The sequence below is a fragment of the Aeromonas veronii genome, from assembly GCF_040215105.1.
GTDB classification, from domain to species: Bacteria; Pseudomonadota; Gammaproteobacteria; order Enterobacterales; family Aeromonadaceae; genus Aeromonas; species Aeromonas veronii_G.
Map to the genome: position 1 here is coordinate 3,703,523 of NZ_CP157875.1, position 25,980 is coordinate 3,729,502.

General features: G+C 60.9%; 10 protein-coding genes and 2 pseudogenes. 6 read left to right on the forward strand and 6 right to left on the reverse strand.

Features of this window, described 5'->3' with window-relative positions; all coding sequences use genetic code 11:
• Positions 1 to 114: 114 nt before the first annotated feature.
• The 4 genes and pseudogenes from ABNP46_RS21200 to trhA all read right to left on the reverse strand — a co-directional run.
• Positions 115 to 9,448: pseudogene (locus tag ABNP46_RS21200) on the reverse strand (VCBS domain-containing protein); the annotation flags it as partial.
• A pseudogene (locus tag ABNP46_RS21205) lies at positions 9,431 to 15,367 on the reverse strand (retention module-containing protein); the annotation flags it as partial. The pseudogenes ABNP46_RS21205 and ABNP46_RS21200, both read right to left, overlap by 18 nt.
• 193 nt (positions 15,368 to 15,560) lie before the next feature.
• Positions 15,561 to 17,222, reverse strand: a complete 1,662-nt coding sequence (locus ABNP46_RS17055; protein ID WP_349919417.1) for a putative transporter — start codon at positions 17,220 to 17,222, stop codon at positions 15,561 to 15,563.
• 114 nt (positions 17,223 to 17,336) lie between these two features.
• Positions 17,337 to 17,972, reverse strand: a complete 636-nt coding sequence (gene trhA / locus ABNP46_RS17060) for a PAQR family membrane homeostasis protein TrhA (protein ID WP_349919419.1) — start codon at positions 17,970 to 17,972, stop codon at positions 17,337 to 17,339.
• A gap of 214 nt (positions 17,973 to 18,186) precedes the next feature.
• On the opposite strand from trhA, the gene ABNP46_RS17065 reads away from it, so the two are divergent.
• The 3 genes from ABNP46_RS17065 (at position 18,187) to ABNP46_RS17075 (ending at position 20,723) form a co-directional block, all read left to right on the forward strand.
• Positions 18,187 to 19,710 carry an aminotransferase class V-fold PLP-dependent enzyme gene (locus ABNP46_RS17065; RefSeq protein WP_349919421.1) on the forward strand — a complete coding sequence of 508 codons (1,524 nt, stop codon included), beginning with the start codon at positions 18,187 to 18,189 and terminating at the stop codon, positions 19,708 to 19,710.
• Between the two features lie 140 nt (positions 19,711 to 19,850).
• Positions 19,851 to 20,402 (forward strand): septation protein A, encoded by a 552-nt coding sequence (locus ABNP46_RS17070; protein WP_349919422.1) that lies wholly within the window; start codon positions 19,851 to 19,853, stop codon positions 20,400 to 20,402.
• A 24-nt stretch (positions 20,403 to 20,426) separates the two neighbouring features.
• Complete coding sequence (locus ABNP46_RS17075; RefSeq protein ID WP_349919424.1) at positions 20,427 to 20,723, forward strand: YciI family protein; 297 nt, start codon at positions 20,427 to 20,429, stop codon at positions 20,721 to 20,723.
• Positions 20,724 to 20,812: 89 nt separating this feature from the next.
• On the opposite strand, the gene cysQ is transcribed toward ABNP46_RS17075, so the two are convergent.
• Positions 20,813 to 21,583, reverse strand: a complete 771-nt coding sequence (gene cysQ / locus ABNP46_RS17080; protein WP_349919426.1) for a 3'(2'),5'-bisphosphate nucleotidase CysQ — start codon at positions 21,581 to 21,583, stop codon at positions 20,813 to 20,815.
• Positions 21,584 to 21,748: 165 nt separating this feature from the next.
• Between cysQ and ABNP46_RS17085 the strand changes: the two genes are divergently transcribed.
• From ABNP46_RS17085 to ABNP46_RS17095, 3 genes are all read left to right on the forward strand, one after another.
• Positions 21,749 to 22,069 carry a ComEA family DNA-binding protein gene (locus ABNP46_RS17085; RefSeq protein ID WP_349919427.1) on the forward strand — a complete coding sequence of 107 codons (321 nt, stop codon included), beginning with the start codon at positions 21,749 to 21,751 and terminating at the stop codon, positions 22,067 to 22,069.
• Between the two features lie 95 nt (positions 22,070 to 22,164).
• Positions 22,165 to 23,076, forward strand: coding sequence for a UTP--glucose-1-phosphate uridylyltransferase GalU (gene galU, locus ABNP46_RS17090; RefSeq protein WP_349919429.1), 912 nt, complete (start codon positions 22,165 to 22,167; stop codon positions 23,074 to 23,076).
• 214 nt (positions 23,077 to 23,290) lie between these two features.
• Positions 23,291 to 24,688 carry a peptide MFS transporter gene (locus ABNP46_RS17095; protein ID WP_349919430.1) on the forward strand — a complete coding sequence of 466 codons (1,398 nt, stop codon included), beginning with the start codon at positions 23,291 to 23,293 and terminating at the stop codon, positions 24,686 to 24,688.
• Positions 24,689 to 24,761: 73 nt separating this feature from the next.
• On the opposite strand, the gene ABNP46_RS17100 is transcribed toward ABNP46_RS17095, so the two are convergent.
• Positions 24,762 to 25,733, reverse strand: a complete 972-nt coding sequence (locus tag ABNP46_RS17100; RefSeq protein ID WP_349919432.1) for a response regulator — start codon at positions 25,731 to 25,733, stop codon at positions 24,762 to 24,764.
• Positions 25,734 to 25,980 lie beyond the last annotated feature (247 nt).

The following is a 25,980-nucleotide window of genomic DNA, read 5'->3' on the forward strand; positions in this document are numbered from 1 at the left end:
GCCCATTGCTATCGATGATGGTATAGCCATTGGCGGTATAAACCTTCCCAACAACATAATTACCACCGAGAACCGTATTCAGATAAACGTCATTGCTGCTCCCCGAGTAATTCAATACACGAGGGTTGCTGCCTTCACTATCCAGGTAATAGGTCGGCTTGCCATCGGTAATGAAGTAGGTCAGGTTCTTGGCATTGGTGTTGCTCTGTACGGTCGAGCTGTTGAACCAGTTGGCCGTGGTTTTGAACACATCCTCGTAGTTGGTGCCACCGCCGTTGTTGCTGCTGCCATCCATGCTGTCAAGGATGGTCTGCAGCTGGCTCAGGGCATTGGCATCCTTGAGGTTCACGCTGACCGACTTGTTGGCCAGGGTATCGAAGTCCACCAGGAAGATATTGACCTTGCCCGCCCCTTCCGTGCCGGCACTGTTCTTCAGGCTGGCGAAGACCTGGGCCAGCTGGTTCTTGATGGTGTTCATGGCATCGGTGCCGATACTGCCGGAGCTGTCGACCATGAAGGCGATATTGTAGTTCTGGCCCGACAGCACCACGCTGCCATCCAGATCCCCCACCACGATATTGTGCTCGCTGCCAAAGGTCCGGTTCTGGTCGCCCGGCTCCCCTTCGGTGGCGTTGAAGTAGCTCAAACGGATGCTGTCATCGTCGGTGGCCGAGCTGGTCTGATCGGTCCCCACTTCCTTGGCGATGGCCTCGACCTTGAGATCAACCTGGCCGGCACTGGCACCGGGGACGCGCAGAGTCAGCCCGGTCAGCTTCACATCCAGTGCACTGGCGCTCCACAGGCCATTGCCGGCGATCAGGGTGATCTTGCCATCAGCGCCTGCGGTACCCAGCAGTTGGGCGCCGTTATAGAGCTGTGTCCCCTGTGGCATGCCGGTCAGCACCAGGCTGTCGAACACTTCGCTGCCATCTCTGTCACTCAAAGAGGCCGTCAGCTCCACCGGATAGTCGACCACGCTCGGCTGCACCAGCGTCAGCGCCCCCGTATCCTGGTTGATCTGGTAGATGCCGTCAGCGAACTGGACATACTCGATGTCGTGCAGCGCCTTGGTGACCCCGCCCCCCTTCTCCGTCACCGAGAAATCGAACCAGCGATCATTGGTCGAGAAGCCACTGCCCTTCTTGATGGCGTAATCCGCACGGTTACCCGTCAGGACGGCGATATCAGTACCGGCACCACCATAGAGACCATCGTTGCCAAGGCCGGACACCAGCACATCGTTGCCATCGCCACCATAGAGGGAATCCCCCTGGGCTGCGTTACCGCCGACCAGAATGTCATTGCCCCCCTGACCATAGAGCAGGTCGCCACCACCGTGAGTGCTGACGATATAGTCGTTGCCACTGTTGCCAAGTACCTGTTCCTGACCACTGCTGCTATCGGTCAGCGAGTTGGTGATGCCAAAGGCCGTCTTGTTGAAGTTGCCGGACTGGAATTGCTCCGTCGTGATACTCGCACTCGGGAAGCTCAGGTTGTAAAGCGGTATGCCGTTACCGGTCAGGGTCAGGTTGACCGTCGGCTTGTCCGCCACGGCCGCCACATCGATCACCAGCTTGCCACTGTTGCTGAGGTTGGCGCCATCGCTGACCTGATAGCTGAAGCTGGCGTAATCCCCCTGCTTGTTGCCGGTCGAGGTGCCGTTGCCATTGGCCGCAATCGTGCTCGATTCATTGAGCCCGGGCACGAAGCGCAGATGGCCGGTATCGATGTCGCTGTAGGAGATCAGATCCCCCGCTTTCACGGCGACCCACTGACCCGCGGCGTTGAGGTATTCCAGCTTACCGTTGAGGGGCAGAGTGCCTATCTTCACGCTCAGATCGCTGTTCGCCTGATCGTCGCTGGCACCAAACTGGGCCCACTTCAGCACCTGAGGCTGATCTTCCAGCCCTGAGCTGTAACCACCTGCTGCGGTCGGCGCGCGATCATTGTCTGTGATGGTGCCCGTGCCCGTCTGTCCACCTATGGTGACCGACAGGGTCTCGTTTGCCTCGACCAGACGATCGTCCAGAGTCGGAATGGTCACCGTGAAGCCGGATACGCCGGCAGGAACAGTGATCTTGCCGGTCGCGCTGTTGTAGGTCACCCCATTGCTGAACTGCGCCGTTCCCCAGTCGAGGCTGGAGGCCGGGTTGGCACCACTGCCCTGGATGGCGAAGTCATACTGAGTCGCCTCCTGGGTTGCATCAGACAGGATCACCCGGTGACTCAGGTTGCTGCCTTCGGTCACGTTCTCGCTGGAGACCGACTGCACTATGGGAGTGAACAGCGGCTTGGTGGCAAACGACCCTATGCTGCCATCGCCATCCCCATCCACTGCCTTGAACTGGAAGTCGATATCCCCATCGCCCAGCGGCTTGGACATATTCTGGTACTGGAAGAACTCCCACTTGCCGGTCGCCGGAGTGAACTCCAGACGGAACACCAGGGTGCCATCACTGGTCTTGCCAACCAGGGTATTGGCCGATTCCAGCGTCGTGGTGATTGCCTTGCCGGTGGCCGTGGTCAACCCGGTTTCGGTTGTGCCGACCAGCTGCATCGCGCCCTTGCCATCGGCTCCCCACTGGGGTGTGACGCTACCCGAGCCGTAGGCGATGGCCTGAGCCGAACTGGCACCGAGGAACTCGATGCTCTTGACGGTGAAGTCACTGTTGTCCGAAGTGTTGGTATTGCCGTTGTTGGTGGCCTTGATCACCATGGTGTCGAAGCCGCCCTGTTGCACCTGGAAGTTGCCGGCATAGTCGCCGCCAGAGACATTGGAGCTGAAGGTCTGAGTGCCGATCAGCACGCCACCGCGGTAGAACTCCACCACACCGCTCTCCAGCTCGCCACCGAACATCTGGCTGAATTGAATATTGGCGCCGTAGGCGACCTTGCCCGCATCCAGCTTGATGATCAGTTGCTCGGAAGCCGAAGTGCCATTGGCGAAGTGACGGAAATCGATCTCGTTGGCGATGTTGTGATAGGGGGCAGCCACACTGGAAACCCCCAACCCAGCGCTGGAGCCATTGACATTCGCGGCAACCAGGGTCGAGTCGGTCGCCGACTTGAAGCCCAGAGCCGTGATGGTAAAGCCCGTCATCCCCACAGAGTTCTGATTGCCGCTGTATTTGGTCAGATCGAACACACCCGTCAGGGCGGCCGGGATATCCGTCTTGGTGACAGACACGGCGGCGGAATCCCCCGCTATCGGCGAGTCATCCTCTATCGAGATGGGCAGGTTCCCCGTAGTGGTCGCCTTGCCATCCAACACCGTCACACCAACCTGGAAGTTGAGCACATCCTCACTGCCCTTGACCGGGTGATCAAGCGGTGCCTTGAGGGTCACGTCATAGCTCCAGTCACCCTTGCTGCCACCGGTCGGCGCCGTCAGCTTGACGTCGATGATCGCCTTGTAGTCAGCACCGCCCAGTGTGCCGGTATACCCGGTCAGTACCTTGGTTGCGGCATTCCAGCTCCACTGCACCGCAGCACCGCCGGATGTCAGACCGGTCGGCCCATTCAGACTGACGGTCAGTACGTCCTGACTGTCGACATCGCCAACGGTGATCTTGCCGCTCGCAACCACACTGTTGGTGGTATCGCTGCTACCCGCCGTATCAGCAATACCGCCGACAAGGCCTTCTTCGGATACCACGGCTCCCTTGTCGATGCTCAGCGTCGGCGCATCGTTGGTGCCAGTGATGGTGACCGAGACGATATGGCTGGTGCCATCAGCACTCTTGACGGTGAAGGTCTCGACCTTGGTCTCGCCCTGGCCCAGGTACTGCACCTTGCTGTTGTCGACGTTGTAGCTCCAGGTCCCGCCTTCGGTGATGGAGAGGCTGCCCAGCGCACCCGCGCTCGGGGTACCACTGCCCGCCACGAATTTCGCCTGCCCCAGATCTGCATCGCTGATGGTCAGCACGCCGCTGTCGCTCAGCTTGCCGCCGCTCACGTTCAGATCCTCGGTCACCGCCCCCAGGTCATCCCCTGCCACCACGGCACCATCGTTCACGCCGGTGATGGTGATGGTGACGATGTGGGTGGTGCCATCCACCGACTTCACGGTGAAGCTTTCAATACGCGTCTCGCCCAGCCCCAGGTACTGCACCTTGCTGTTGTCGACGTTGTAGCTCCAGGTCCCGCCTTCGGTGATGGAGAGGCTGCCCAGCGCACCCGCGCTCGGGGTGCCGCTGCCCGCCACGAATTTGGCCTGCCCCAGATCTGCATCGCTGATGGTCAGCACACCGCTGTCGCTCAGCTTGCCGCCGGTCACGTTCAGATCTTCGGTCACCGTCCCCAGGTCATCCCCCGCGACCACAGCACCATCGTTCACGCCGGTGATGGTGATGGTGACGGTGTGGGTGGAGCCATCCACCGACTTCACGGTGAAGCTTTCAATACGCGTCTCGCCCAGCCCCAGGTACTGCACCTTGCTGTTGTCGACGTTGTAGGTCCAGGCACCGCCTTCGGTGATGGAGAGGCTGCCCAGCGCACCCGCGCTCGGGGTGCCGCTGCCCGCCACGAATTTGGCCTGCCCCAGATCTGCATCGCTGATGGTCAGCACACCGCTGTCGCTCAGCTTGCCGCCGGTCACGTTCAGATCTTCGGTCACCGTCCCCAGGTCATCCCCCGCGACCACAGCACCATCGTTCACGCCGGTGATGGTGATGGTGACGGTGTGCTCGGTGCCATCCAGGCTCTTGACCACAAAGGTCTCGACCTTGGTTTCACCTTCGCCCAGGTACTGCACGTCGCCATTCGCCACGTTGTAAGTCCAGGCACCATCGGCATCAATGGTCAGGCTGCCCAGTGCACCCGCGCTCGGGGTGCCATTGCCAGCAATGAACTTGGCTTCATCCGCCCCGTCCACGTCAGTCACGCTCAGGGTGCCGGTCTCGGTCAGGGTCGGCTTGGTTTCGTCTTCGGTCACGCCACCGGTGTCACTGCCAGTAATGACAGCCGCATCGTTGACGCCAGTGATGGTGATGGTGACGGTGTGTTCGGTGCCATCCAGGCTCTTGACCACAAAGGTCTCGACCTTGGTTTCACCTTCGCCCAGGTACTGCACGTCGCCATTCGCCACGTTGTAAGTCCAGGCACCATCGGCATCAATGGTCAGGCTGCCCAGTGCACCCGCGCTCGGGGTGCCATTGCCAGCAATGAACTTGGCTTCATCCGCCCCGTCCACGTCAGTCACGCTCAGGGTGCCGGTCTCGGTCAGGGTCGGCTTGGTTTCGTCTTCGGTCACGCCACCGGTGTCACTGCCAGTAATGACAGCCGCATCGTTCACGCCAGTGATGGTGATGGTGACGGTGTGTTCGGTGCCATCCAGGCTCTTGACCACAAAGGTCTCGACCTTGGTTTCACCTTCGCCCAGGTACTGCACCAGGCTGTTGTCGACGTTGTAGGTCCAGGCACCATCGGCATCAATGGTCAGGCTACCCAGTGCGTCCGGGCTGGCCACACCGTTGCCCGCCACAAACTTGGCCTCGTCCGCCCCGTCCACGTCAGTCACGGTGAGGGTACCGGTCTCGGTCAGGGTCGGCTTGGTTTCGTCTTCGGTGACCGCACCACGGTCAGTGCCGCCGATCACGGCGCCATCGTTGACGCCAGTGATGGTGATGGTGACGGTGTGCTCGGTGCCATCCAGGCTCTTGACCACAAAGGTCTCGACCTTGGTCTCGCCCTGGCCCAGGTACTGCACCAGGCTGTTGTCGACGTTGTAGGTCCAGGCACCGCCTTCGGTGATGGAGAGACTGCCCAGTGCGTCCTTGCTGGCCACACCGTTGCCCGCCACAAACTTGGCCTCGTCCGCCCCGTCCACGTCAGTCACGGTGAGGGTACCGGTCTCGGTCAGGGTCGGCTTGGTTTCGTCTTCGGTGACCGCACCGCGGTCAGTGCCGCCGATCACGGCGCCATCGTTGACGCCAGTGATGGTGATGGTGACGGTGTGCTCGGTGCCATCCAGGCTCTTGACCACAAAGGTCTCGACCTTGGTCTCGCCCTGGCCCAGGTACTGCACCAGGCTGTTGTCGACGTTGTAGGTCCAGGCACCGCCTTCGGTGATGGAGAGACTGCCCAGTGCGTCCGGGCTGGCCACACCGTTGCCCGCCACAAACTTGGCCTCGTCCGCCCCGTCCACGTCAGTCACGGTGAGGGTACCGGTCTCGGTCAGGGTCGGCTTGGTTTCGTCTTCGGTGACCGCACCGCGGTCAGTGCCGCCGATCACGGCGCCATCGTTGACGCCAGTGATGGTGATGGTGACGGTGTGTTCGGTGCCATCCAGGCTCTTGACCACAAAGGTCTCGACCTTGGTTTCACCTTCGCCCAGGTACTGCACGTCGCCATTCGCCACGTTGTAAGTCCAGGCACCATCGGCATCAATGGTCAGGCTGCCCAGTGCACCCGCGCTCGGGGTGCCATTGCCAACAATGAACTTGGCTTCATCCGCCCCGTCCACGTCAGTCACGGTGAGGGTACCGGTCTCGGTCAGGGTCGGCTTGGTTTCGTCTTCGGTCACGCCACCGGTGTCACTGCCAGTAATGACAGCCGCATCGTTCACGCCAGTGATGGTGATGGTGACGGTGTGTTCGGTGCCATCCAGGCTCTTGACCACAAAGGTCTCGACCTTGGTTTCACCTTCGCCCAGGTACTGCACGTCGCCATTCGCCACGTTGTAAGTCCAGGCACCATCGGCATCAATGGTCAGGCTGCCCAGTGCACCCGCGCTCGGGGTGCCATTGCCAACAATGAACTTGGCTTCATCCGCCCCGTCCACGTCAGTCACGGTGAGGGTACCGGTCTCGGTCAGGGTCGGCTTGGTTTCGTCTTCGGTCACGCCACCGGTGTCACTGCCAGTAATGACAGCCGCATCGTTCACGCCAGTGATGGTGATGGTGACGGTGTGCTCGGTGCCATCCAGGCTCTTGACCACAAAGGTCTCGACCTTGGTTTCACCTTCGCCCAGGTACTGCACGTCGCCATTCGCCACGTTGTAAGTCCAGGCACCATCGGCATCAATGGTCAGGCTGCCCAGTGCACCCGCGCTCGGGGTGCCATTGCCAGCAATGAACTTGGCTTCATCCGCCCCGTCCACGTCAGTCACGCTCAGGGTGCCGGTCTCGGTCAGGGTCGGCTTGGTTTCGTCTTCGGTCACGCCACCGGTGTCACTGCCAGTAATGACAGCCGCATCGTTGACGCCAGTGATGGTGATGGTGACGGTGTGTTCGGTGCCATCCAGGCTCTTGACCACAAAGGTCTCGACCTTGGTTTCACCTTCGCCCAGGTACTGCACCAGGCTGTTGTCGACGTTGTAGGTCCAGGCACCATCGGCATCAATGGTCAGGCTACCCAGTGCGTCCGGGCTGGCCACACCGTTGCCCGCCACAAACTTGGCTTCGTCCGCCCCGTCCACGTCAGTCACGGTCAGGGTACCGGTCTCGGTCAGGGTCGGGTTGGTTTCGTCTTCGGTCACGCCACCGGTGTCGCTGCCAGTAATGACAGCCGCATCGTTCACGCCAGTGATGGTGATGGTGACGGTGTGCTCGGTGCCATCCAGGCTCTTGACCACAAAGGTCTCGACCTTGGTCTCGCCCTGGCCCAGGTACTGCACCAGGCTGTTGTCGACGTTGTAGGTCCAGGCACCGCCTTCGGTGATGGAGAGACTGCCCAGTGCGTCCTTGCTGGCCACACCGTTGCCCGCCACAAACTTGGCCTCGTCCGCCCCGTCCACGTCAGTCACGGTGAGGGTACCGGTCTCGGTCAGGGTCGGCTTGGTTTCGTCTTCGGTGACCGCACCGCGGTCAGTGCCGCCGATCACGGCGCCATCGTTGACGCCAGTGATGGTGATGGTGACGGTGTGCTCGGTGCCATCCAGGCTCTTGACCACAAAGGTCTCGACCTTGGTTTCACCTTCGCCCAGGTACTGCACGTCGCCATTCGCCACGTTGTAAGTCCAGGCACCATCGGCATCAATGGTCAGGCTGCCCAGTGCACCCGCGCTCGGGGTGCCATTGCCAGCAATGAACTTGGCTTCATCCGCCCCGTCCACGTCAGTCACGCTCAGGGTGCCGGTCTCGGTCAGGGTCGGCTTGGTTTCGTCTTCGGTCACGCCACCGGTGTCACTGCCAGTAATGACAGCCGCATCGTTGACGCCAGTGATGGTGATGGTGACGGTGTGTTCGGTGCCATCCAGGCTCTTGACCACAAAGGTCTCGACCTTGGTTTCACCTTCGCCCAGGTACTGCACCAGGCTGTTGTCGACGTTGTAGGTCCAGGCACCATCGGCATCAATGGTCAGGCTACCCAGTGCGTCCGGGCTGGCCACACCGTTGCCCGCCACAAACTTGGCTTCGTCCGCCCCGTCCACGTCAGTCACGGTCAGGGTACCGGTCTCGGTCAGGGTCGGGTTGGTTTCGTCTTCGGTCACGCCACCGGTGTCGCTGCCAGTAATGACAGCCGCATCGTTCACGCCAGTGATGGTGATGGTGACGGTGTGCTCGGTGCCATCCAGGCTCTTGACCACAAAGGTCTCGACCTTGGTCTCGCCCTGGCCCAGGTACTGCACCAGGCTGTTGTCGACGTTGTAGGTCCAGGCACCGCCTTCGGTGATGGAGAGACTGCCCAGTGCGTCCTTGCTGGCCACACCGTTGCCCGCCACAAACTTGGCCTCGTCCGCCCCGTCCACGTCAGTCACGGTGAGGGTACCGGTCTCGGTCAGGGTCGGCTTGGTTTCGTCTTCGGTGACCGCACCACGGTCAGTGCCGCCGATCACGGCGCCATCGTTGACGCCAGTGATGGTGATGGTGACGGTGTGCTCGGTGCCATCCAGGCTCTTGACCACAAAGGTCTCGACCTTGGTCTCGCCCTGGCCCAGGTACTGCACCAGGCTGTTGTCGACGTTGTAGGTCCAGGCACCGCCTTCGGTGATGGAGAGACTGCCCAGTGCGTCCTTGCTGGCCACACCGTTGCCCGCCACAAACTTGGCCTCGTCCGCCCCGTCCACGTCAGTCACGGTGAGGGTACCGGTCTCGGTCAGGGTCGGCTTGGTTTCGTCTTCGGTGACCGCACCGCGGTCAGTGCCGCCGATCACGGCGCCATCGTTGACGCCAGTGATGGTGATGGTGACGGTGTGCTCGGTGCCATCCAGGCTCTTGACCACAAAGGTCTCGACCTTGGTCTCGCCCTGGCCCAGGTACTGCACCAGGCTGTTGTCGACGTTGTAGGTCCAGGCACCGCCTTCGGTGATGGAGAGACTGCCCAGTGCGTCCGGGCTGGCCACACCGTTGCCCGCCACAAACTTGGCCTCGTCCGCCCCGTCCACGTCAGTCACGGTGAGGGTACCGGTCTCGGTCAGGGTCGGGTTGGTTTCGTCTTCGGTCACGCCACCGGTGTCGCTGCCAGTAATGACAGCCGCATCGTTCACGCCAGTGATGGTGATGGTGACGGTGTGCTCGGTGCCATCCAGGCTCTTGACCACAAAGGTCTCGACCTTGGTCTCGCCCTGGCCCAGGTACTGCACCAGGCTGTTGTCGACGTTGTAGGTCCAGGCACCATCGGCATCAATGGTCAGGCTACCCAGTGCGTCCGGGCTGGCCACACCGTTGCCCGCCACAAACTTGGCCTCGTCCGCCCCGTCCACGTCAGTCACGGTGAGGGTACCGGTCTCGGTCAGGGTCGGCTTGGTTTCGTCTTCGGTGACCGCACCGCGGTCAGTGCCGCCGATCACGGCGCCATCGTTGACGCCAGTGATGGTGATGGTGACGGTGTGCTCGGTGCCATCCAGGCTCTTGACCACAAAGGTCTCGACCTTGGTCTCGCCCTGGCCCAGGTACTGCACCAGGCTGTTGTCGACGTTGTAGGTCCAGGCACCGCCTTCGGTGATGGAGAGGCTACCCAGTGCGTCCGGGCTGGCCACACCGTTGCCCGCCACAAACTTGGCCTCGTCCGCCCCGTCCACGTCAGTCACGGTGAGGGTACCGGTCTCGGTCAGGGTCGGCTTGGTTTCGTCTTCGGTGACCGCACCACGGTCAGTGCCGCCGATCACGGCGCCATCGTTGACGCCAGTGATGGTGATGGTGACGGTGTGCTCGGTGCCATCCAGGCTCTTGACCACAAAGGTCTCGACCTTGGTCTCGCCCTGGCCCAGGTACTGCACCAGGCTGTTGTCGACGTTGTAGGTCCAGGCACCGCCTTCGGTGATGGAGAGACTGCCCAGTGCGTCCGGGCTGGCCACACCGTTGCCCGCCACAAACTTGGCCTCGTCCGCCCCGTCCACGTCAGTCACGGTGAGGGTACCGGTCTCGGTCAGGGTCGGCTTGGTTTCGTCTTCGGTCACGCCACCGGTGTCACTGCCAGTAATGACAGCCGCATCGTTGACGCCAGTGATGGTGATGGTGACGGTGTGTTCGGTGCCATCCAGGCTCTTGACCACAAAGGTCTCGACCTTGGTCTCGCCCTGGCCCAGGTACTGCACCAGGCTGTTGTCGACGTTGTAGGTCCAGGCACCGCCTTCGGTGATGGAGAGACTGCCCAGTGCGTCCGGGCTGGCCACACCGTTGCCCGCCACAAACTTGGCCTCGTCCGCCCCGTCCACGTCAGTCACGGTGAGGGTACCGGTCTCGGTCAGGGTCGGGTTGGTTTCGTCTTCGGTCACGCCACCGGTGTCGCTGCCAGTAATGACAGCCGCATCGTTCACGCCAGTGATGGTGATGGTGACGGTGTGCTCGGTGCCATCCAGGCTCTTGACCACAAAGGTCTCGACCTTGGTCTCGCCCTGGCCCAGGTACTGCACCAGGCTGTTGTCGACGTTGTAGGTCCAGGCACCGCCTTCGGTGATGGAGAGACTGCCCAGTGCGTCCTTGCTGGCCACACCGTTGCCCGCCACAAACTTGGCCTCGTCCGCCCCGTCCACGTCAGTCACGGTGAGGGTACCGGTCTCGGTCAGGGTCGGCTTGGTTTCGTCTTCGGTGACCGCACCGCGGTCAGTGCCGCCGATCACGGCGCCATCGTTGACGCCAGTGATGGTGATGGTGACGGTGTGCTCGGTGCCATCCAGGCTCTTGACCACAAAGGTCTCGACCTTGGTCTCGCCCTGGCCCAGGTACTGCACGTCGCCATTCGCCACGTTGTAAGTCCAGGCACCATCGGCATCAATGGTCAGGCTGCCCAGTGCACCCGCGCTCGGGGTGCCATTGCCAACAATGAACTTGGCTTCATCCGCCCCGTCCACGTCAGTCACGGTGAGGGTACCGGTCTCGGTCAGGGTCGGCTTGGTTTCGTCTTCGGTCACGCCACCGGTGTCACTGCCAGTAATGACAGCCGCATCGTTGACGCCAGTGATGGTGATGGTGACGGTGTGTTCGGTGCCATCCAGGCTCTTGACCACAAAGGTCTCGACCTTGGTTTCACCTTCGCCCAGGTACTGCACCAGGCTGTTGTCGACGTTGTAGGTCCAGGCACCATCGGCATCAATGGTCAGGCTACCCAGTGCGTCCGGGCTGGCCACACCGTTGCCCGCCACAAACTTGGCCTCGTCCGCCCCGTCCACGTCAGTCACGGTGAGGGTACCGGTCTCGGTCAGGGTCGGCTTGGTTTCGTCTTCGGTCACGCCACCGGTGTCACTGCCAGTAATGACAGCCGCATCGTTGACGCCAGTGATGGTGATGGTGACGGTGTGTTCGGTGCCATCCAGGCTCTTGACCACAAAGGTCTCGACCTTGGTTTCACCTTCGCCCAGGTACTGCACGTCGCCATTCGCCACGTTGTAAGTCCAGGCACCATCGGCATCAATGGTCAGGCTGCCCAGTGCACCCGCGCTCGGGGTGCCATTGCCAACAATGAACTTGGCTTCGTCCGCCCCGTCCACGTCGCTCACGCTCAGGGTGCCGGTCTCGGTCAGGGTCGGGTTGCTCTCGTCTTCGGTCACGCCACCGGTGTCACTGCCAGTAATGACAGCCGCATCGTTGACGCCAGTGATGGTGATGGTGACGGTGTGTTCGGTGCCATCCAGGCTCTTGACCACAAAGGTCTCGACCTTGGTTTCACCTTCGCCCAGGTACTGCACCAGGCTGTTGTCGACGTTGTAGGTCCAGGCACCATCGGCATCAATGGTCAGGCTACCCAGTGCGTCCGGGCTGGCCACACCGTTGCCCGCCACAAACTTGGCCTCGTCCGCCCCGTCCACGTCAGTCACGGTGAGGGTACCGGTCTCGGTCAGGGTCGGCTTGGTTTCGTCTTCGGTGACCGCACCGCGGTCAGTGCCGCCGATCACGGCGCCATCGTTGACGCCAGTGATGGTGATGGTGACGGTGTGCTCGGTGCCATCCAGGCTCTTGACCACAAAGGTCTCGACCTTGGTCTCGCCCTGGCCCAGGTACTGCACCAGGCTGTTGTCGACGTTGTAGGTCCAGGCACCGCCTTCGGTGATGGAGAGACTGCCCAGTGCGTCCTTGCTGGCCACACCGTTGCCCGCCACAAACTTGGCCTCGTCCGCCCCGTCCACGTCAGTCACGGTGAGGGTACCGGTCTCGGTCAGGGTCGGCTTGGTTTCGTCTTCGGTGACCGCACCGCGGTCAGTGCCGCCGATCACGGCGCCATCGTTGACGCCAGTGATGGTGATGGTGACGGTGTGCTCGGTGCCATCCAGGCTCTTGACCACAAAGGTCTCGACCTTGGTCTCGCCCTGGCCCAGGTACTGCACCAGGCTGTTGTCGACGTTGTAGGTCCAGGCACCGCCTTCGGTGATGGAGAGGCTACCCAGTGCGTCCGGGCTGGCCACACCGTTGCCCGCCACAAACTTGGCCTCGTCCGCCCCGTCCACGTCAGTCACGGTGAGGGTACCGGTCTCGGTCAGGGTCGGCTTGGTTTCGTCTTCGGTCACGCCACCGGTGTCGCTGCCAGTAATGACAGCCGCATCGTTGACGCCAGTGATGGTGATGGTGACGGTGTGCTCGGTGCCATCCAGGCTCTTGACCACAAAGGTCTCGACCTTGGTCTCGCCCTGGCCCAGGTACTGCACCAGGCTGTTGTCGACGTTGTAGGTCCAGGCACCGCCTTCGGTGATGGAGAGGCTGCCCAGTGCGTCCGGGCTGGCCACACCGTTGCCCGCCACAAACTTGGCCTCGTCCGCCCCGTCCACGTCAGTCACGGTGAGGGTACCGGTCTCGGTCAGGGTCGGCTTGGTTTCGTCTTCGGTGACCGCACCACGGTCAGTGCCGCCGATCACGGCGCCATCGTTGACGCCAGTGATGGTGATGGTGACGGTGTGCTCGGTGCCATCCAGGCTCTTGACCACAAAGGTCTCGACCTTGGTCTCGCCCTGGCCCAGGTACTGCACCAGGCTGTTGTCGACGTTGTAGGTCCAGGCACCGCCTTCGGTGATGGAGAGACTGCCCAGTGCGTCCGGGCTGGCCACACCGTTGCCCGCCACAAACTTGGCCTCGTCCGCCCCGTCCACGTCAGTCACGGTGAGGGTACCGGTCTCGGTCAGGGTCGGCTTGGTTTCGTCTTCGGTCACGCCACCGGTGTCGCTGCCAGTAATGACAGCCGCATCGTTCACGCCAGTGATGGTGATGGTGACGGTGTGCTCGGTGCCATCCAGGCTCTTGACCACAAAGGTCTCGACCTTGGTCTCGCCCTGGCCCAGGTACTGCACCAGGCTGTTGTCGACGTTGTAGGTCCAGGCACCGCCTTCGGTGATGGAGAGACTGCCCAGTGCGTCCGGGCTGGCCACACCGTTGCCCGCCACAAACTTGGCCTCGTCCGCCCCGTCCACGTCAGTCACGGTGAGGGTACCGGTCTCGGTCAGGGTCGGCTTGGTTTCGTCTTCGGTGACCGCACCACGGTCAGTGCCGCCGATCACGGCGCCATCGTTGACGCCAGTGATGGTGATGGTGACGGTGTGCTCGGTGCCATCCAGGCTCTTGACCACAAAGGTCTCGACCTTGGTCTCGCCCTGGCCCAGGTACTGCACCAGGCTGTTGTCGACGTTGTAGGTCCAGGCACCGCCTTCGGTGATGGAGAGACTGCCCAGTGCGTCCGGGCTGGCCACACCGTTGCCCGCCACAAACTTGGCCTCGTCCGCCCCGTCCACGTCAGTCACGGTGAGGGTACCGGTCTCGGTCAGGGTCGGGTTGGTTTCGTCTTCGGTCACGCCACCGGTGTCGCTGCCAGTAATGACAGCCGCATCGTTCACGCCAGTGATGGTGATGGTGACGGTGTGCTCGGTGCCATCCAGGCTCTTGACCACAAAGGTCTCGACCTTGGTCTCGCCCTGGCCCAGGTACTGCACCAGGCTGTTGTCGACGTTGTAGGTCCAGGCACCATCGGCATCAATGGTCAGGCTACCCAGTGCGTCCGGGCTGGCCACACCGTTGCCCGCCACAAACTTGGCCTCGTCCGCCCCGTCCACGTCAGTCACGGTGAGGGTACCGGTCTCGGTCAGGGTCGGCTTGGTTTCGTCTTCGGTGACCGCACCGCGGTCAGTGCCGCCGATCACGGCGCCATCGTTGACGCCAGTGATGGTGATGGTGACGGTGTGTTCGGTGTCATCCAGGCTCTTGACCACAAAGGTCTCGACCTTGGTTTCACCGTCGCCCAGGTACTGCACGTCGCCATTCGCCACGTTGTAAGTCCAGGCACCATCGGCATCAATGGTCAGGCTGCCCAGTGCACCCGCGCTCGGGGTGCCGTTGCCCGCAACAAACACTGATTGACCCGCATCCGCATCGCTCACGGTAAGTACACCGCTGTCAGTCAGGATCGGGTTAGTCGCATCCTCGGTCACCCCACCGGCATCATCGCCGGCGATGAGAGCCGTATCGACATCGCCAATATCGTCCTCGCCATCCCGCGCTTCGGCAACAATACCCGGCGCGTCTGGATTGGCCGTGTCGAAACCGGCGGCGGCTATGGTGGCATCACCGGTTCTATCGATGGAGACGAAACCACCGTTGCCACTGGCGCCCGCAACGCCACCTGCATTGCCGGCGGCAGGAGCTCCGCCCGCGGCAGAAGCTTCAAAGGCCTTGGTGGGGTCAACCCCTTCGAGGATGGCTTGCTGCAAGGCGGCGATGTCATCCGGTGTCTGCGCTGCATTATTCTGTGCCAACAGGATATCTTCCGCGGCAGGAATGGGCTCCTTGGTCGGGCTCAGGGTAAAGGTCGTCTCCCCCCCCTGGAAGCTGGCACCGTCCGGAGCAAGCACAACAGCATCCTTGGGCAAGACATCGCCTTCGGCCAGCGGGATTTGGCTTCCATCTGCTGCAACCAGATAGACTTTGCCTTTCAACTGGGTAATGACGACATCCTGTTCCAAAACGATATTGTGGCTGCTCATCAGTCTCTCCTGAATATCTATGGGCATACTTTTCCAGCCTCTACTGTGCCCGTCCCTGAGCCCAGAAACCAGTTAGAAAATTCGAACGAACAGACTAATTCGGGACTGGATTGAACGACGGATCAGAACTGTGGGATAGCGTGATAATGCCAATTAAATCAATAGCATTTCATATAACAAACAAAGGCAGGAACCAGATACTGGCTCCTGCCTAGGGCTCTCAAGCTCCGGCCCAGAGCAGGATGGCCAGCAGTTGAGGCGAGATAATCCGAAGGAACATCACCAAGGGGTAAACCGTTGCGTACGAGAGTGCGCTGGCTCCGCTGGTAGGGTGCATGGCATTGGCAAACGCCAGAGCGGGCGGATCCGTCATGGAGCCCGCCAGCAACCCGCAGAGCGTGAGGTAGTTGAGCTTGCCGTAGTGACGAGCCAGCAGCCCGACCACCACCAAGGGGATCAGAGTGATCGCCACCCCGTACATCACCCAGGCAGGGCCGTCGCCGTTGATCAGGGTATCGATGAAGCCAGCCCCTGACTTGAATCCCACCACCGCCAGGAACAACACGATACCGAGCTCACGCAACGCCAGGTTTGCACTCGGCGGCATGAACCAGTAGAGCTTGCCGATACTGCCGATACGCGAGAGGACAAGAGCAACCACCAGCGGTCCACCCGCCAGCCCCAGTTTGAGGGCCGCAGGGAAACCAGGCAGATAGAAAGGAATAGAGCCGAGCAAGACCCCCAGCCCGACACCGATGAAGACCGGCAGCATTTGTACTTGCTGCAGCTTCTGCTGCACGTTGCCCACTACACTGGTCACCGCCTCGATGGCATCTAGGCGTCCCACCAGGTTGAGAATGTCGCCAAACTGCAGACTGGTCTGACTAGTCGGCACCAGTTCAATCCCCGCCCGGTTGAGACGGGAGATGACCACATCGTATTTTTGCTTGATGTCGAGATCGCGGATCCGTTTGCCGAGCACCTGCTCGTTGGTGACCACCACCCGCTCGACCCGCAGATCCGTGCCTCGGGTTGAGAGCGAAGTATCCACCTCCTCCCCCAGCACCAGCAGCACCTTGTGCAGGGCGTGCTGCTCGCCGACCAGATGCAACAGATCGCCGAGTTCGATGCGGGACTCCGGCCTCGGTACCATCAGCACCTCACCACGCTTGAGGCGGGAGCAGATGACGTCCGCTTCATCCAGACTCGGGATTTCCCGCAGCATCAGACCGTGCATATTCGGGTTGCGCACCGCGATGTTGATGGTCTGCAGGCTCTCCTTGCCCTTGTTGGCCTGCTGCTCGAACGCCGCCGCCTCTTCATCGATCTTGATGTGGAAGAACACCCGGATGAACCACATGGTGAGCAGGATCCCGCAGATCCCGAATGGGTAAGCCACGGCATACCCCATCCCCATGGTACTCATCATGTCGGGAGCGGCCCCCAGCTCTCCCAGGATCTGCTGACCCGCCCCGAGGGAAGGGGTATTGGTCACCGCACCGGAGAAGATCCCGAGGATGGCAGGCAGCGGCACGTCAAACAGCTGATGCAGCCCGACAGCCACCAGAGCGCCGAGCAGCACCAGCAGGGCAGCAAAGCCATTGAGCTTGAGCCCGGAGCTGCGCAGGGAAGAGAAGAAGCCGGGGCCGACCTGGATGCCGATGGTATAGACAAACAGGATGAGGCCAAATTCCTGAATGAAATGAAGTGTTTGTTCGTTCAATTGCAAACCGGAGAGGCCGGCGAAGTGGCCCACTATGATGCCGCCAAACAGCACCCCCCCGATCCCCAAACCAACGCCATAGACTCGCCAGTTTCCCAGCCAGAGCCCCAGCACTGCCACCAGCGACAATATGCTGATGGAAAGCGCGATCTCACTCATTGCATGCATCCTTTCCAAACCAGACTGTCGTTAGCTTGTCAGCAAATGCAGGAGGCAACTGTGGGATGCCGCACGAATTCAGGCTTTCATTGGCACCAAAATACCAATTAAGGGTTAGCCGACGTAACCGTAAATGGCCGCAAAGTGGCAGGCGCTGCCTCCCAGCACGAACAAGTGCCAAATGGCATGGTTATAAGGGATACGTTTGGATGCGTAGAAGATCACCCCCAGACTGTAGATGAGACCCCCTATCCCGAGCAGCAGCAGTCCCTCCCCCGCCAGATGAAGGTAGAGTTGATACACCACCACCAGCGATAGCCAACCCAGCAACAGGTAGGTAAACAGAGACAATCGCTTGAATCTGTTGATAAAGACCAGCTTGAATGCGACCCCTGCCAGGGCCAGCACCCAGATCACCACCATCAATCCCTGAGCTAAAGGCGTGTCCAGGGCGACCAGCAAGAAGGGGGTATAGGTCCCCGCGATCAGCAGATAGATGGCGCAGTGATCAAACAGCTTGCACCAGCGCCGTGCCGTTGCCGACGTCACGCTGTGATAGAGGGTCGAAGCGAGATAGAGCAGCACCAGGCTGATGCCATAGAGGCCGTAGCTCAGCAATACCTGGGGGCCCTCATCCCAGCCTTTATGCAGCAGCAGGGCCAGCCCCAGGATCCCGAGCAGCAACCCCAGCCCATGGCTGAGGCGATTGGCCCACTCTTCCCGCGGGGAATAACCGGTCACATTACTCATCACTGCCTCCTGCCAAAACTCGCCTCACTCTAGCGGCCCTCATTTCAGGCTACAAGTGTTAGCTCAAAATAAAAGTGCCGTCACGGAGCGCGGTGCGATGCGCAGGAGATGGCTGTTCCCCCTGCCCCTTTGGTGTATGCTCTGCGGCCGGCGCCACACCCCGGGCAAGGCCCAAACTGGCGTAGTCTGCCCCCACGCAGGTCTGGAGGACCCGATGACACTGACTGATCTCTTCACACAACCGGATCCGGACTTCGGCCAGGCCATGACGGCCCTGCTGGAGACCTTCCATCGTTCGGACGACAGTCAGGCGCCCTATCTACGGGATCAGTTCATCCACCAGTTCGATCAATCCCGCATGCCCGCTGCTGGTATGAGCACACAGGAGTACCTGGCCCGGCTGGCGACCCTGGTTCCCGGCGCCTCGCACCTCACCTCCCCCCGCTACATGGGACACATGACGGCGCCACTGCCGACCTTTACCGCCGAGCTCTCCCGTCTGCTGGTGATGCTGAACCAGAACCCGATGAAGATGGAGTCTTCCCGCCTGCTCAGCTTCCTCGAGCGGGAAGTGCTGGCCAAGCTGCATCGCTTGATCTACCGCCAGAGCGACGATTTCTATGCCAGCCAGATGCACGCCAAGGATGCGGCCCTCGGCGTCATGACCAGCGGCGGTACCATCGCCAACGTCACCGCCCTCTGGCTGGCCCGCAACCAGGCCTGTGGTGACAACCTGTTTTCCCTCTATGAACAGGGCTATCGCGGCGCCGTGATCCTGGGGTCGCGGCTGATGCACTACTCCTTCGACAAGGGTATGGATCTGCTGGGTCTCGGCGCGGCCAGCGTGTGGCGGCTCGATACCCATGATGACAATCGCCTCAACTTGGCGGCGCTCGAATCCGCACTGACTCACTGCAAGGCGCAAAAACTCAAGGTGCTGGCCCTGGTCGGCGTCGCCGGCAGCACGGATTTTGGCTCCATCGATCCCCTGCCCGAACTCGCCGCCATCGCCAGACGGGAGGGGATCCACTTCCATGTGGATGCCGCCTGGGGCGGTCCCACCCTCTACTCCCCCCGCTATCAGGAGTTGCTGGCCGGGATCGAGCAGGCCGACACGGTGACGCTGGATGGCCACAAACAACTTCTGGTGCCGCTCGGTACCGGCATGCTGCTCTGCCGCCAGCCGGACCTGATGATGACGGTCAAGCGGGAAGCCCCCTACGCCATTCGGGCGACCTCCTTCGACCAGGGGCGTTTCACCCTGGAGGGAACCCGTCCCGCCAATGCACTCTATCTGGACGCCGCCTTCCAGCTGCTGGGCCAGCAAGGCTATGCCGGACTTATCGAGGCGAATTACGACAGGGCCAGGCTGATGGCCAGGCTCATCGAAGAGAACCCGGCCTTCGAATTAATCTCTGCCCCCGTGATGAACCTGCTCTCTTACCGCTGCATTCCGCCACATTTACAGAACAAGGCACTGGATGATGCTGCCAACAGGCAGATCAATGACTTCAACGTGGCGCTACAGAAGGCGCAGCGGGCCGAGGGTCACAGCTTCGTCTCCCGTACCCAGCGGGCGGTCGGCCGATACGGCGAGCAACCCCTCACCCTGCTGCGGGCCGTGCTGCTCAACCCGCTGATCGAGCAACACCACATCCAGGACTTGCTGGCGGATCAGGAGCGCCTTGGCAAGGTGATCGCCCACGAGCTATTTGGGGCAAAGGCCCCGCAGGCCTGATGCCGGAACATCATCGGCCGGATAACGCAGCCAAGATCCGACAGCGCGGGAACGGCTGACACGGTGACGCGGTCTTATTCATTTGCCGTTGTCTGGCAGGCAGGTACACTGAGTGAAATTTTGAGGTTAACGGACCCAGCATGAAGCAGTTTATTGAATTCATTCCCCTGATCGTCTTCTTCGCGGTCTACAAGTTTTATGACATCTACATGGCCACCGGTGCCCTGGTGGTGGTCACCGGCCTGCAACTCGCCTACAGCTGGATCCGCTATCGCAAAGTAGAGAAGATGCAGCTGTTCACCTTCCTGCTGGTCGGCTTCTTCGGCGGCCTCACCGTCTTCTTCCACGACGACACCTTCATCAAGTGGAAGGTGACTGTGATCAACGTGCTGTTTGCCCTCGCCCTGCTCATCAGCCGCTACGGCTTTGGCAAGAACCTCATCAAGCAGATGCTGGCCAAGGAGCTGCAGGCGCCGGATCGTATCTGGGATCATGTCAACCTCGGCTGGGTCGGCTTCTTCGCCCTCTGCGGCCTGCTCAACCTCTATGTGGCCTTCAACCTGTCCCAAGAGGTGTGGGTCAACTTCAAGGTGTTCGGCCTGCTCGGCCTGACCCTGGTCTTCACTCTGCTGAGCGGCGTCTATCTCTATCGCCACCTGCCGGCGGAGCAAAAAGCCGAACAGGACAAATAACCGCAACCAGAAAGGGATTGTTCCATGTGGTATCTGATCTACTCCGAAGACGTCGCGGGCAGCCTGCCCCAGCGCAAGCTGGCTCGCCCCGCCCACCTCGCCCGTCTGCAGGCACTGCAGGATGAGGGGCGGCTGCTGACCGCCGGCCCCAACCCGGCCATCGACGCCGAGGATCCTGCCGATGCGGGTTTCACCGGCAGCACCGTCATCGCCGAGTTTGGCAGCCAGGAAGAGGCCAAGGCCTGGGCCGACGGCGATCCTTATGTGGCGGCTGGCGTCTACGCCAAGGTCACCATCAAGCCTTACAAGAAGGTGTTCTGAGTCAGCCGCTCCCCTGGCTGTGTTCAAACATGCGAAAGGCCGGACAATGTCCGGCCTTTCTATTTGGCTCGCGAGAACGGCGGGGTGGCTCAGGCCTTGGCCACAAACCAGGGGTTGAGGATATCCGGCTTGTTGTAGGCAAGGGGAGACCCATCGAGCTGGGTCACGCTGCCCCCGGCCCCCTCCAGCACCGCCTGGGCCGCCGCCGTGTCCCATTCGCAGGTCGGTGCCAACCTGGGATAGAGTTCGGCCCCGCCCTCGGCGATGATGCAAAACTTCAATGAGCTGCCCATGGCGATCAGCTCAATCTCCCCCTTCGCCATGTCGCCGAAACGGGCCAGATAATCCAGAGTGGCCTGAGAGAGGTGATTGCGACTGCCCACCACCTTCCAGACCTGTCCCTCGGCATGGGGGCGGGTCTGGATAGGAGCTGTGCCACTCGCATCTGTCCGCCAGGCCCCGACTCCCTTGCCGCCATACCAGAGCTTGTCCAGCACGGGAGCATAAACCAGTCCCCAAATGGGCTTGCCCGCCTCGATGAGCGCGATGTTCACCGTGAACTCCCCGTTGCGAGAGACAAACTCCTTGGTGCCATCCAGAGGGTCCACCAGCCAGTAACGTGACCAGCCAAGCCGCTCCTGCATGACACCCGCATCCGACTCCTCCGACAGCACGGGGATCCCTGGCGTCAATGCTGCCAACGCCTGCACGATGACCTCGTGAGCCCCCTTGTCGGCCGCAGTCAGCGGGCTCTCGTCCTGCTTGTATTCCACCTCGAAGGGTTGATGGTAGATGGCCAGGATGGCACGACCTGCGGCGCGGGCGATGGGCTCCAGATCGGAAATGGCGGGTTGGGACATGGAAAAGGCATCCTGTTCAAATGGTTAGCCAGTGTAACCGAGGAGACGGCACCCGGCTTATAGCCGATTCACCTGAGTTATTCCCTGCTAATTCTGACAGACGAAAAATGGCGCAGCTCGGCTAGCTTTCTATAGCCAATCGGCACCTAACAAGGATGTGACATCATGAACAGAAAGACCCTGATTGCAGCCCTGCTGCTGGGCGCCCTGCCGCTCTTTAGCCAACCCCTGATCGCTGCCGACAAGCCCGCTACCCAGCCCGCCGCAACCGTCAACCAAGCCAAGGAGAACGGCAAGGTCAACCTCAATACCGCCAGCGCCGATGAGCTTGCATCCCTGAAGGGCATTGGCGAGAAGAAGGCCCAGGCCATCGTCGATTACCGAGAGAAGCAGGGCAAGTTTACCTCGGTGGAGCAGCTGGAGGAGGTGAGCGGCATCGGACCTGCAACCCTGGATGCAAACCGGGACATGATCATCGTCAAGTAGCGAGTCAAGACCCTGTTTCTCCTGTGGGCAGCCAGTGGCTGCCCTATTTTTCTTCGGGTATCATGAGCCCACTTAGTATCTTCGGACTCACTTCCATGAAAAAGACCCCTCTCGTTGTTCGCAAGGCCGTTCTCCCCGTCGCCGGTCTGGGCACTCGCATGCTGCCCGCTACCAAGGCCATTCCCAAGGAGATGCTGCCGGTGGTCGACAAGCCACTGATCCAGTACGTGGTGCGTGAGGCCATCGCCGCCGGCATCAAGGAGATCATCCTGGTGACCCACTCCAGCAAGAACTCCATCGAGAACCACTTCGACAAGAGTTTCGAACTGGAGGCGACTCTGGAGAAGCGGGTCAAGCGTCAGCTGCTGGAAGAGGTGCAACATATCTGCCCCAAAGACGTGACCATCATGCACGTGCGCCAGGGTGAGGCCAAGGGTCTGGGCCATGCGGTGCTCTGCGCCCGCCCGCTGATCGGCGATCAACCCTTTGCGGTGCTGCTGCCGGACGTACTGATCGACGAGGTGGCCAGCGATCTCAAGCAGGACAACCTGGCCGAGATGGTGCATCTGTTCGAAGACGATCAGATCAGCCAGATCATGGTGGAAGCCGTGCCCGAGCAGGATGTGGACAAATACGGCATCGCCGACATCAAGGGCGAGGCACTGACCGCCGGCATGTCACTGCCGATGCAGGCCATCGTCGAGAAGCCCCCCCGTGACGAGGCTCCCTCCAACCTCGCCGTGGTCGGCCGCTACGTGCTGTCTGCCAACATCTGGCCCCTGCTGGAGAAAACGCCGGCCGGCGCCGGGGACGAGATCCAGCTGACCGACGCCATCGCCATGCTGATGGAGAAGGAGCAGGTCAACGCCTACTTCATGAAGGGCCGCAGCCACGATTGCGGCAGCAAGTTTGGTTATATGAAGGCCAATGTGGAATATGCCAGCCGCCACAAGGAGCTCGGCAAGGAGTTCACCAGCTGGCTGAAACAATTTGCCAAAGAGTTGTAATCGCTGAATATTTGCACAATATACAGAATAAAAAACTGGGCATCATTCGATGCCCTTTTTTCATTTTTTAAACAAAAAATCAACCATCGATAGATAAAATAACGTCAAAAACGCTCGTTGTAATTCGATTCCGCTTGTTTTATAAGAAAGATGGCTTGTTCCTAGCCCTTGCATAAAATTTCTAAAAAAATATAAGACACAGGTGGAAGTTCCAATGAATAACCCGTCCAAAGGGACCTTTTTAGGTCACCCTAAAGGGCTTTTTTTGCTCTTTAGTACCGAACTGTGGGAGAGATTCTCCTATTACGGCATGCGTGCCGTGCTCGTCCTCTATCTGACCGACATGACTGCCAATGGCGGCATGGGCTGGACACAAGCCGATGCGCTCAAGCTGTACGGCATCTACACCGGCCTGGTCTACATCACCCCCATCATCGGCGGCTGGCTGGCGGATACCTTCCTCGGTCAACGTCGCGCCATCCTGTTTGGCGCCATACTGATGGCGGCCGGCCAGTTCACCCTGGCCCTGCCCCACACCATGTTCCCGGACATGGTCAACACCGTCTTCTACGCGGGCCTCGGTCTGCTGATCCTGGGTAACGGTCTGTTCAAGCCGAACATCTCCACCATGGTGGGTGACCTATACAAGGAAGGGGATCATCGCCGCGACGGTGCCTTCACCATCTTCTACATGGGCATCAACCTCGGCTCCCTGCTGGCTGGCGTGATCTGTGGCGCTGCCGCCACCGCCTACGGCTGGCAAGCAGCCTTCGTCAGCGCCGGTATCGGCATGCTGCTCTCCCTGGTGGTGCAAGCCACCATGGCCCAGCGTTTCCTGGGTGACATCGGCCGTGTACCGGCCGCCCAGCGCGCCGCCGAGCAACGTTCCAAGGAGCAGAAGGCTCCGCTGACCAAGCAGGAAGTGGATCGCATCAAGGTCATCCTGGTGCTGGGTCTGTTCACCATCATCTTCTGGGCCGGTTTCGAGCAGGCTGGTGGCCTGATGAACCTGTACGCACAGGAATATACCGACCGCATGATCGGCAGCTTCGAAGTGCCGACCGCCTGGTTCCAGTCCCTGAACCCCTTCTTCATCATCACCCTCGCCCCGATCGTGGCGGCCATCTGGATCAAGCTCGGCAAGAAAGAGCCGAACTCCCCGGTGAAATTCGCCATGGGTCTGCTGTTCCTGGCCGTCGGCTTCCTGTTCATGATCGGTGCCGTGCTGGAGCAAGGTGGTGATCAGGCCGTCAAGACCTCCATGTTCTGGCTGGTCGGTGCCTACCTGTTCCACACCCTGGGCGAGCTCTGCCTCTCCCCCATCGGGCTCTCCATGGTGACCAAGCTGGCTCCGCTGCGCCTGGCCTCCCTGATGATGGGTGCCTGGTTCGGCTTCGTGGCCCTGGCCAACTATGCCGCCGGCTTCATCGGCTCCTTCGTAGGCGAGTCCGGCGCCATGGCCATCTTCGGTGGTATCGCACTGGCCGCGGTGATCAGCGCCCTGATCCTGCTGACCATGGCCAATCGCCTGGTCTACTGGATGCACGGTGCCGAAGGCCCGGCCAAAGCCGCCGACGACAGCGACAAGAAACTGCAATCCGCCACCGTCTGATCGGTCAGGATGCAGCAACAAAGAGGGCGCCCATTGGGCGCCCTCTTTGCTTTCCGGCTTATTGCTCGCGATCTCAGTGATGACGCACCTGCATCTTCAACGCGCTGCCGCTGTCACTGCGAAACTGCAGTTCGAATGGCTCGTGCCAGCTGCGTTTGTGCAGGCTGTACCGGCTGCTGCGCATCAGCCCCAGGGGCAAGCCCCCCGAGCGCATCAACCAGCGCGGCGAGGTGAGACCGGCATTGGCAAACACCAGACCATCCTCCTGATCAAACAGCAGGGCGGCCATGGAGAAGGAGTGGCGCAACCCCGACTCCAGCAGTTGCAGATTGAGGTAATCCAGCAGGCGATGGGGCTGGGTCAGCAGCAGACTCTCCTGCTGCTGGTATTGGCGGTAGGGCCCGTTCATCAGGGAGCGCACCAGTGCGCTGCAGAAGGCCGCATCCATGCCAAGGAGGGGCAGCTCCATCACCAGCACCAGCAGCTTGTCATCCAGCTTGAAGGTATCGGGGATGAAGAGGTTGCCCATGCCGGCGAAGGTCACCTGCCAGGGGCCCCACTCCTGCAGACCTGGGGGGGCCAGCCAGGCCAGCAGACGGCTGGAGGCTCTGTCGTGGGCACGGAAGAAGTCCATGTGCTCCATCAGCTCGAGCTGCTGGCTCTGATGCCCGACGCCCGCCAGACACTGGTCGATGCTGCGCCGGATCTGGTCATAGTCGGAGACCGGCTTGATGAAGAAATCCTTCGCCCCGGCCCGCAGCGCCCGCTCGATGGCGGCCATCTTGTCCTGACCGGAGATGACGATGACGGGCACCTCGGGATAGCGAGCGGCGAGGCAGGCTATCACTTCGTGGCCATCCATATTGGGCATGTTGAGATCGCAGAGCACGATGTCGGGGTGATAAAGGGCGGCGGCGGAGAGCCCTTCAATGCCATCTTCGGCCTGAAAGACACAGGCCCCCTCATGCTCGAGATAAGTGACCAAGGAGTGGCGAAAAACCGCCTCATCCTCTACCACCAAGATCCGTAGTCCGGCTTTTGACATCTTGACAAAGCTCTTATTAGTCAGCGTGTTAGTTGGATATTAAGCCTAGATCATGTGGGGTCTATATCGCCACCCAAGGATGCAATTGCGCGTCATGAATCTGCCGATGCCCGGCCCAACTGGTTGAAATAGACTGACTATTTCATCAATATTTTTTGGTGCCCAGAGGTATTGCCAGCCCTGGCACCACGAATTGTATGCAGCCACACCATGAGGGATAATGCTCTCATTCCCGATTGTGAAGCAG

What these genes read in the sequence shown, in the direction of transcription:
- ABNP46_RS17065 (WP_349919421.1), top strand. Translation starts at nt 18,187, where the DNA reads ATGACACTGACTGATCTCTTCACACAACCGGATCCGGACTTCGGCCAG.
- ABNP46_RS17085 (WP_349919427.1), top strand. Translation starts at nt 21,749, where the DNA reads ATGAACAGAAAGACCCTGATTGCAGCCCTGCTGCTGGGCGCCCTGCCG.
- ABNP46_RS17055 (WP_349919417.1), bottom strand. Translation starts at nt 17,222, where the DNA reads ATGAGTGAGATCGCGCTTTCCATCAGCATATTGTCGCTGGTGGCAGTG.
- ABNP46_RS17075 (WP_349919424.1), top strand. Translation starts at nt 20,427, where the DNA reads ATGTGGTATCTGATCTACTCCGAAGACGTCGCGGGCAGCCTGCCCCAG.
- cysQ (WP_349919426.1), bottom strand. Translation starts at nt 21,583, where the DNA reads ATGTCCCAACCCGCCATTTCCGATCTGGAGCCCATCGCCCGCGCCGCA.
- ABNP46_RS17100 (WP_349919432.1), bottom strand. Translation starts at nt 25,733, where the DNA reads ATGTCAAAAGCCGGACTACGGATCTTGGTGGTAGAGGATGAGGCGGTT.
- ABNP46_RS17095 (WP_349919430.1), top strand. Translation starts at nt 23,291, where the DNA reads ATGAATAACCCGTCCAAAGGGACCTTTTTAGGTCACCCTAAAGGGCTT.
- galU (WP_349919429.1), top strand. Translation starts at nt 22,165, where the DNA reads ATGAAAAAGACCCCTCTCGTTGTTCGCAAGGCCGTTCTCCCCGTCGCC.
- trhA (WP_349919419.1), bottom strand. Translation starts at nt 17,972, where the DNA reads ATGAGTAATGTGACCGGTTATTCCCCGCGGGAAGAGTGGGCCAATCGC.
- ABNP46_RS17070 (WP_349919422.1), top strand. Translation starts at nt 19,851, where the DNA reads ATGAAGCAGTTTATTGAATTCATTCCCCTGATCGTCTTCTTCGCGGTC.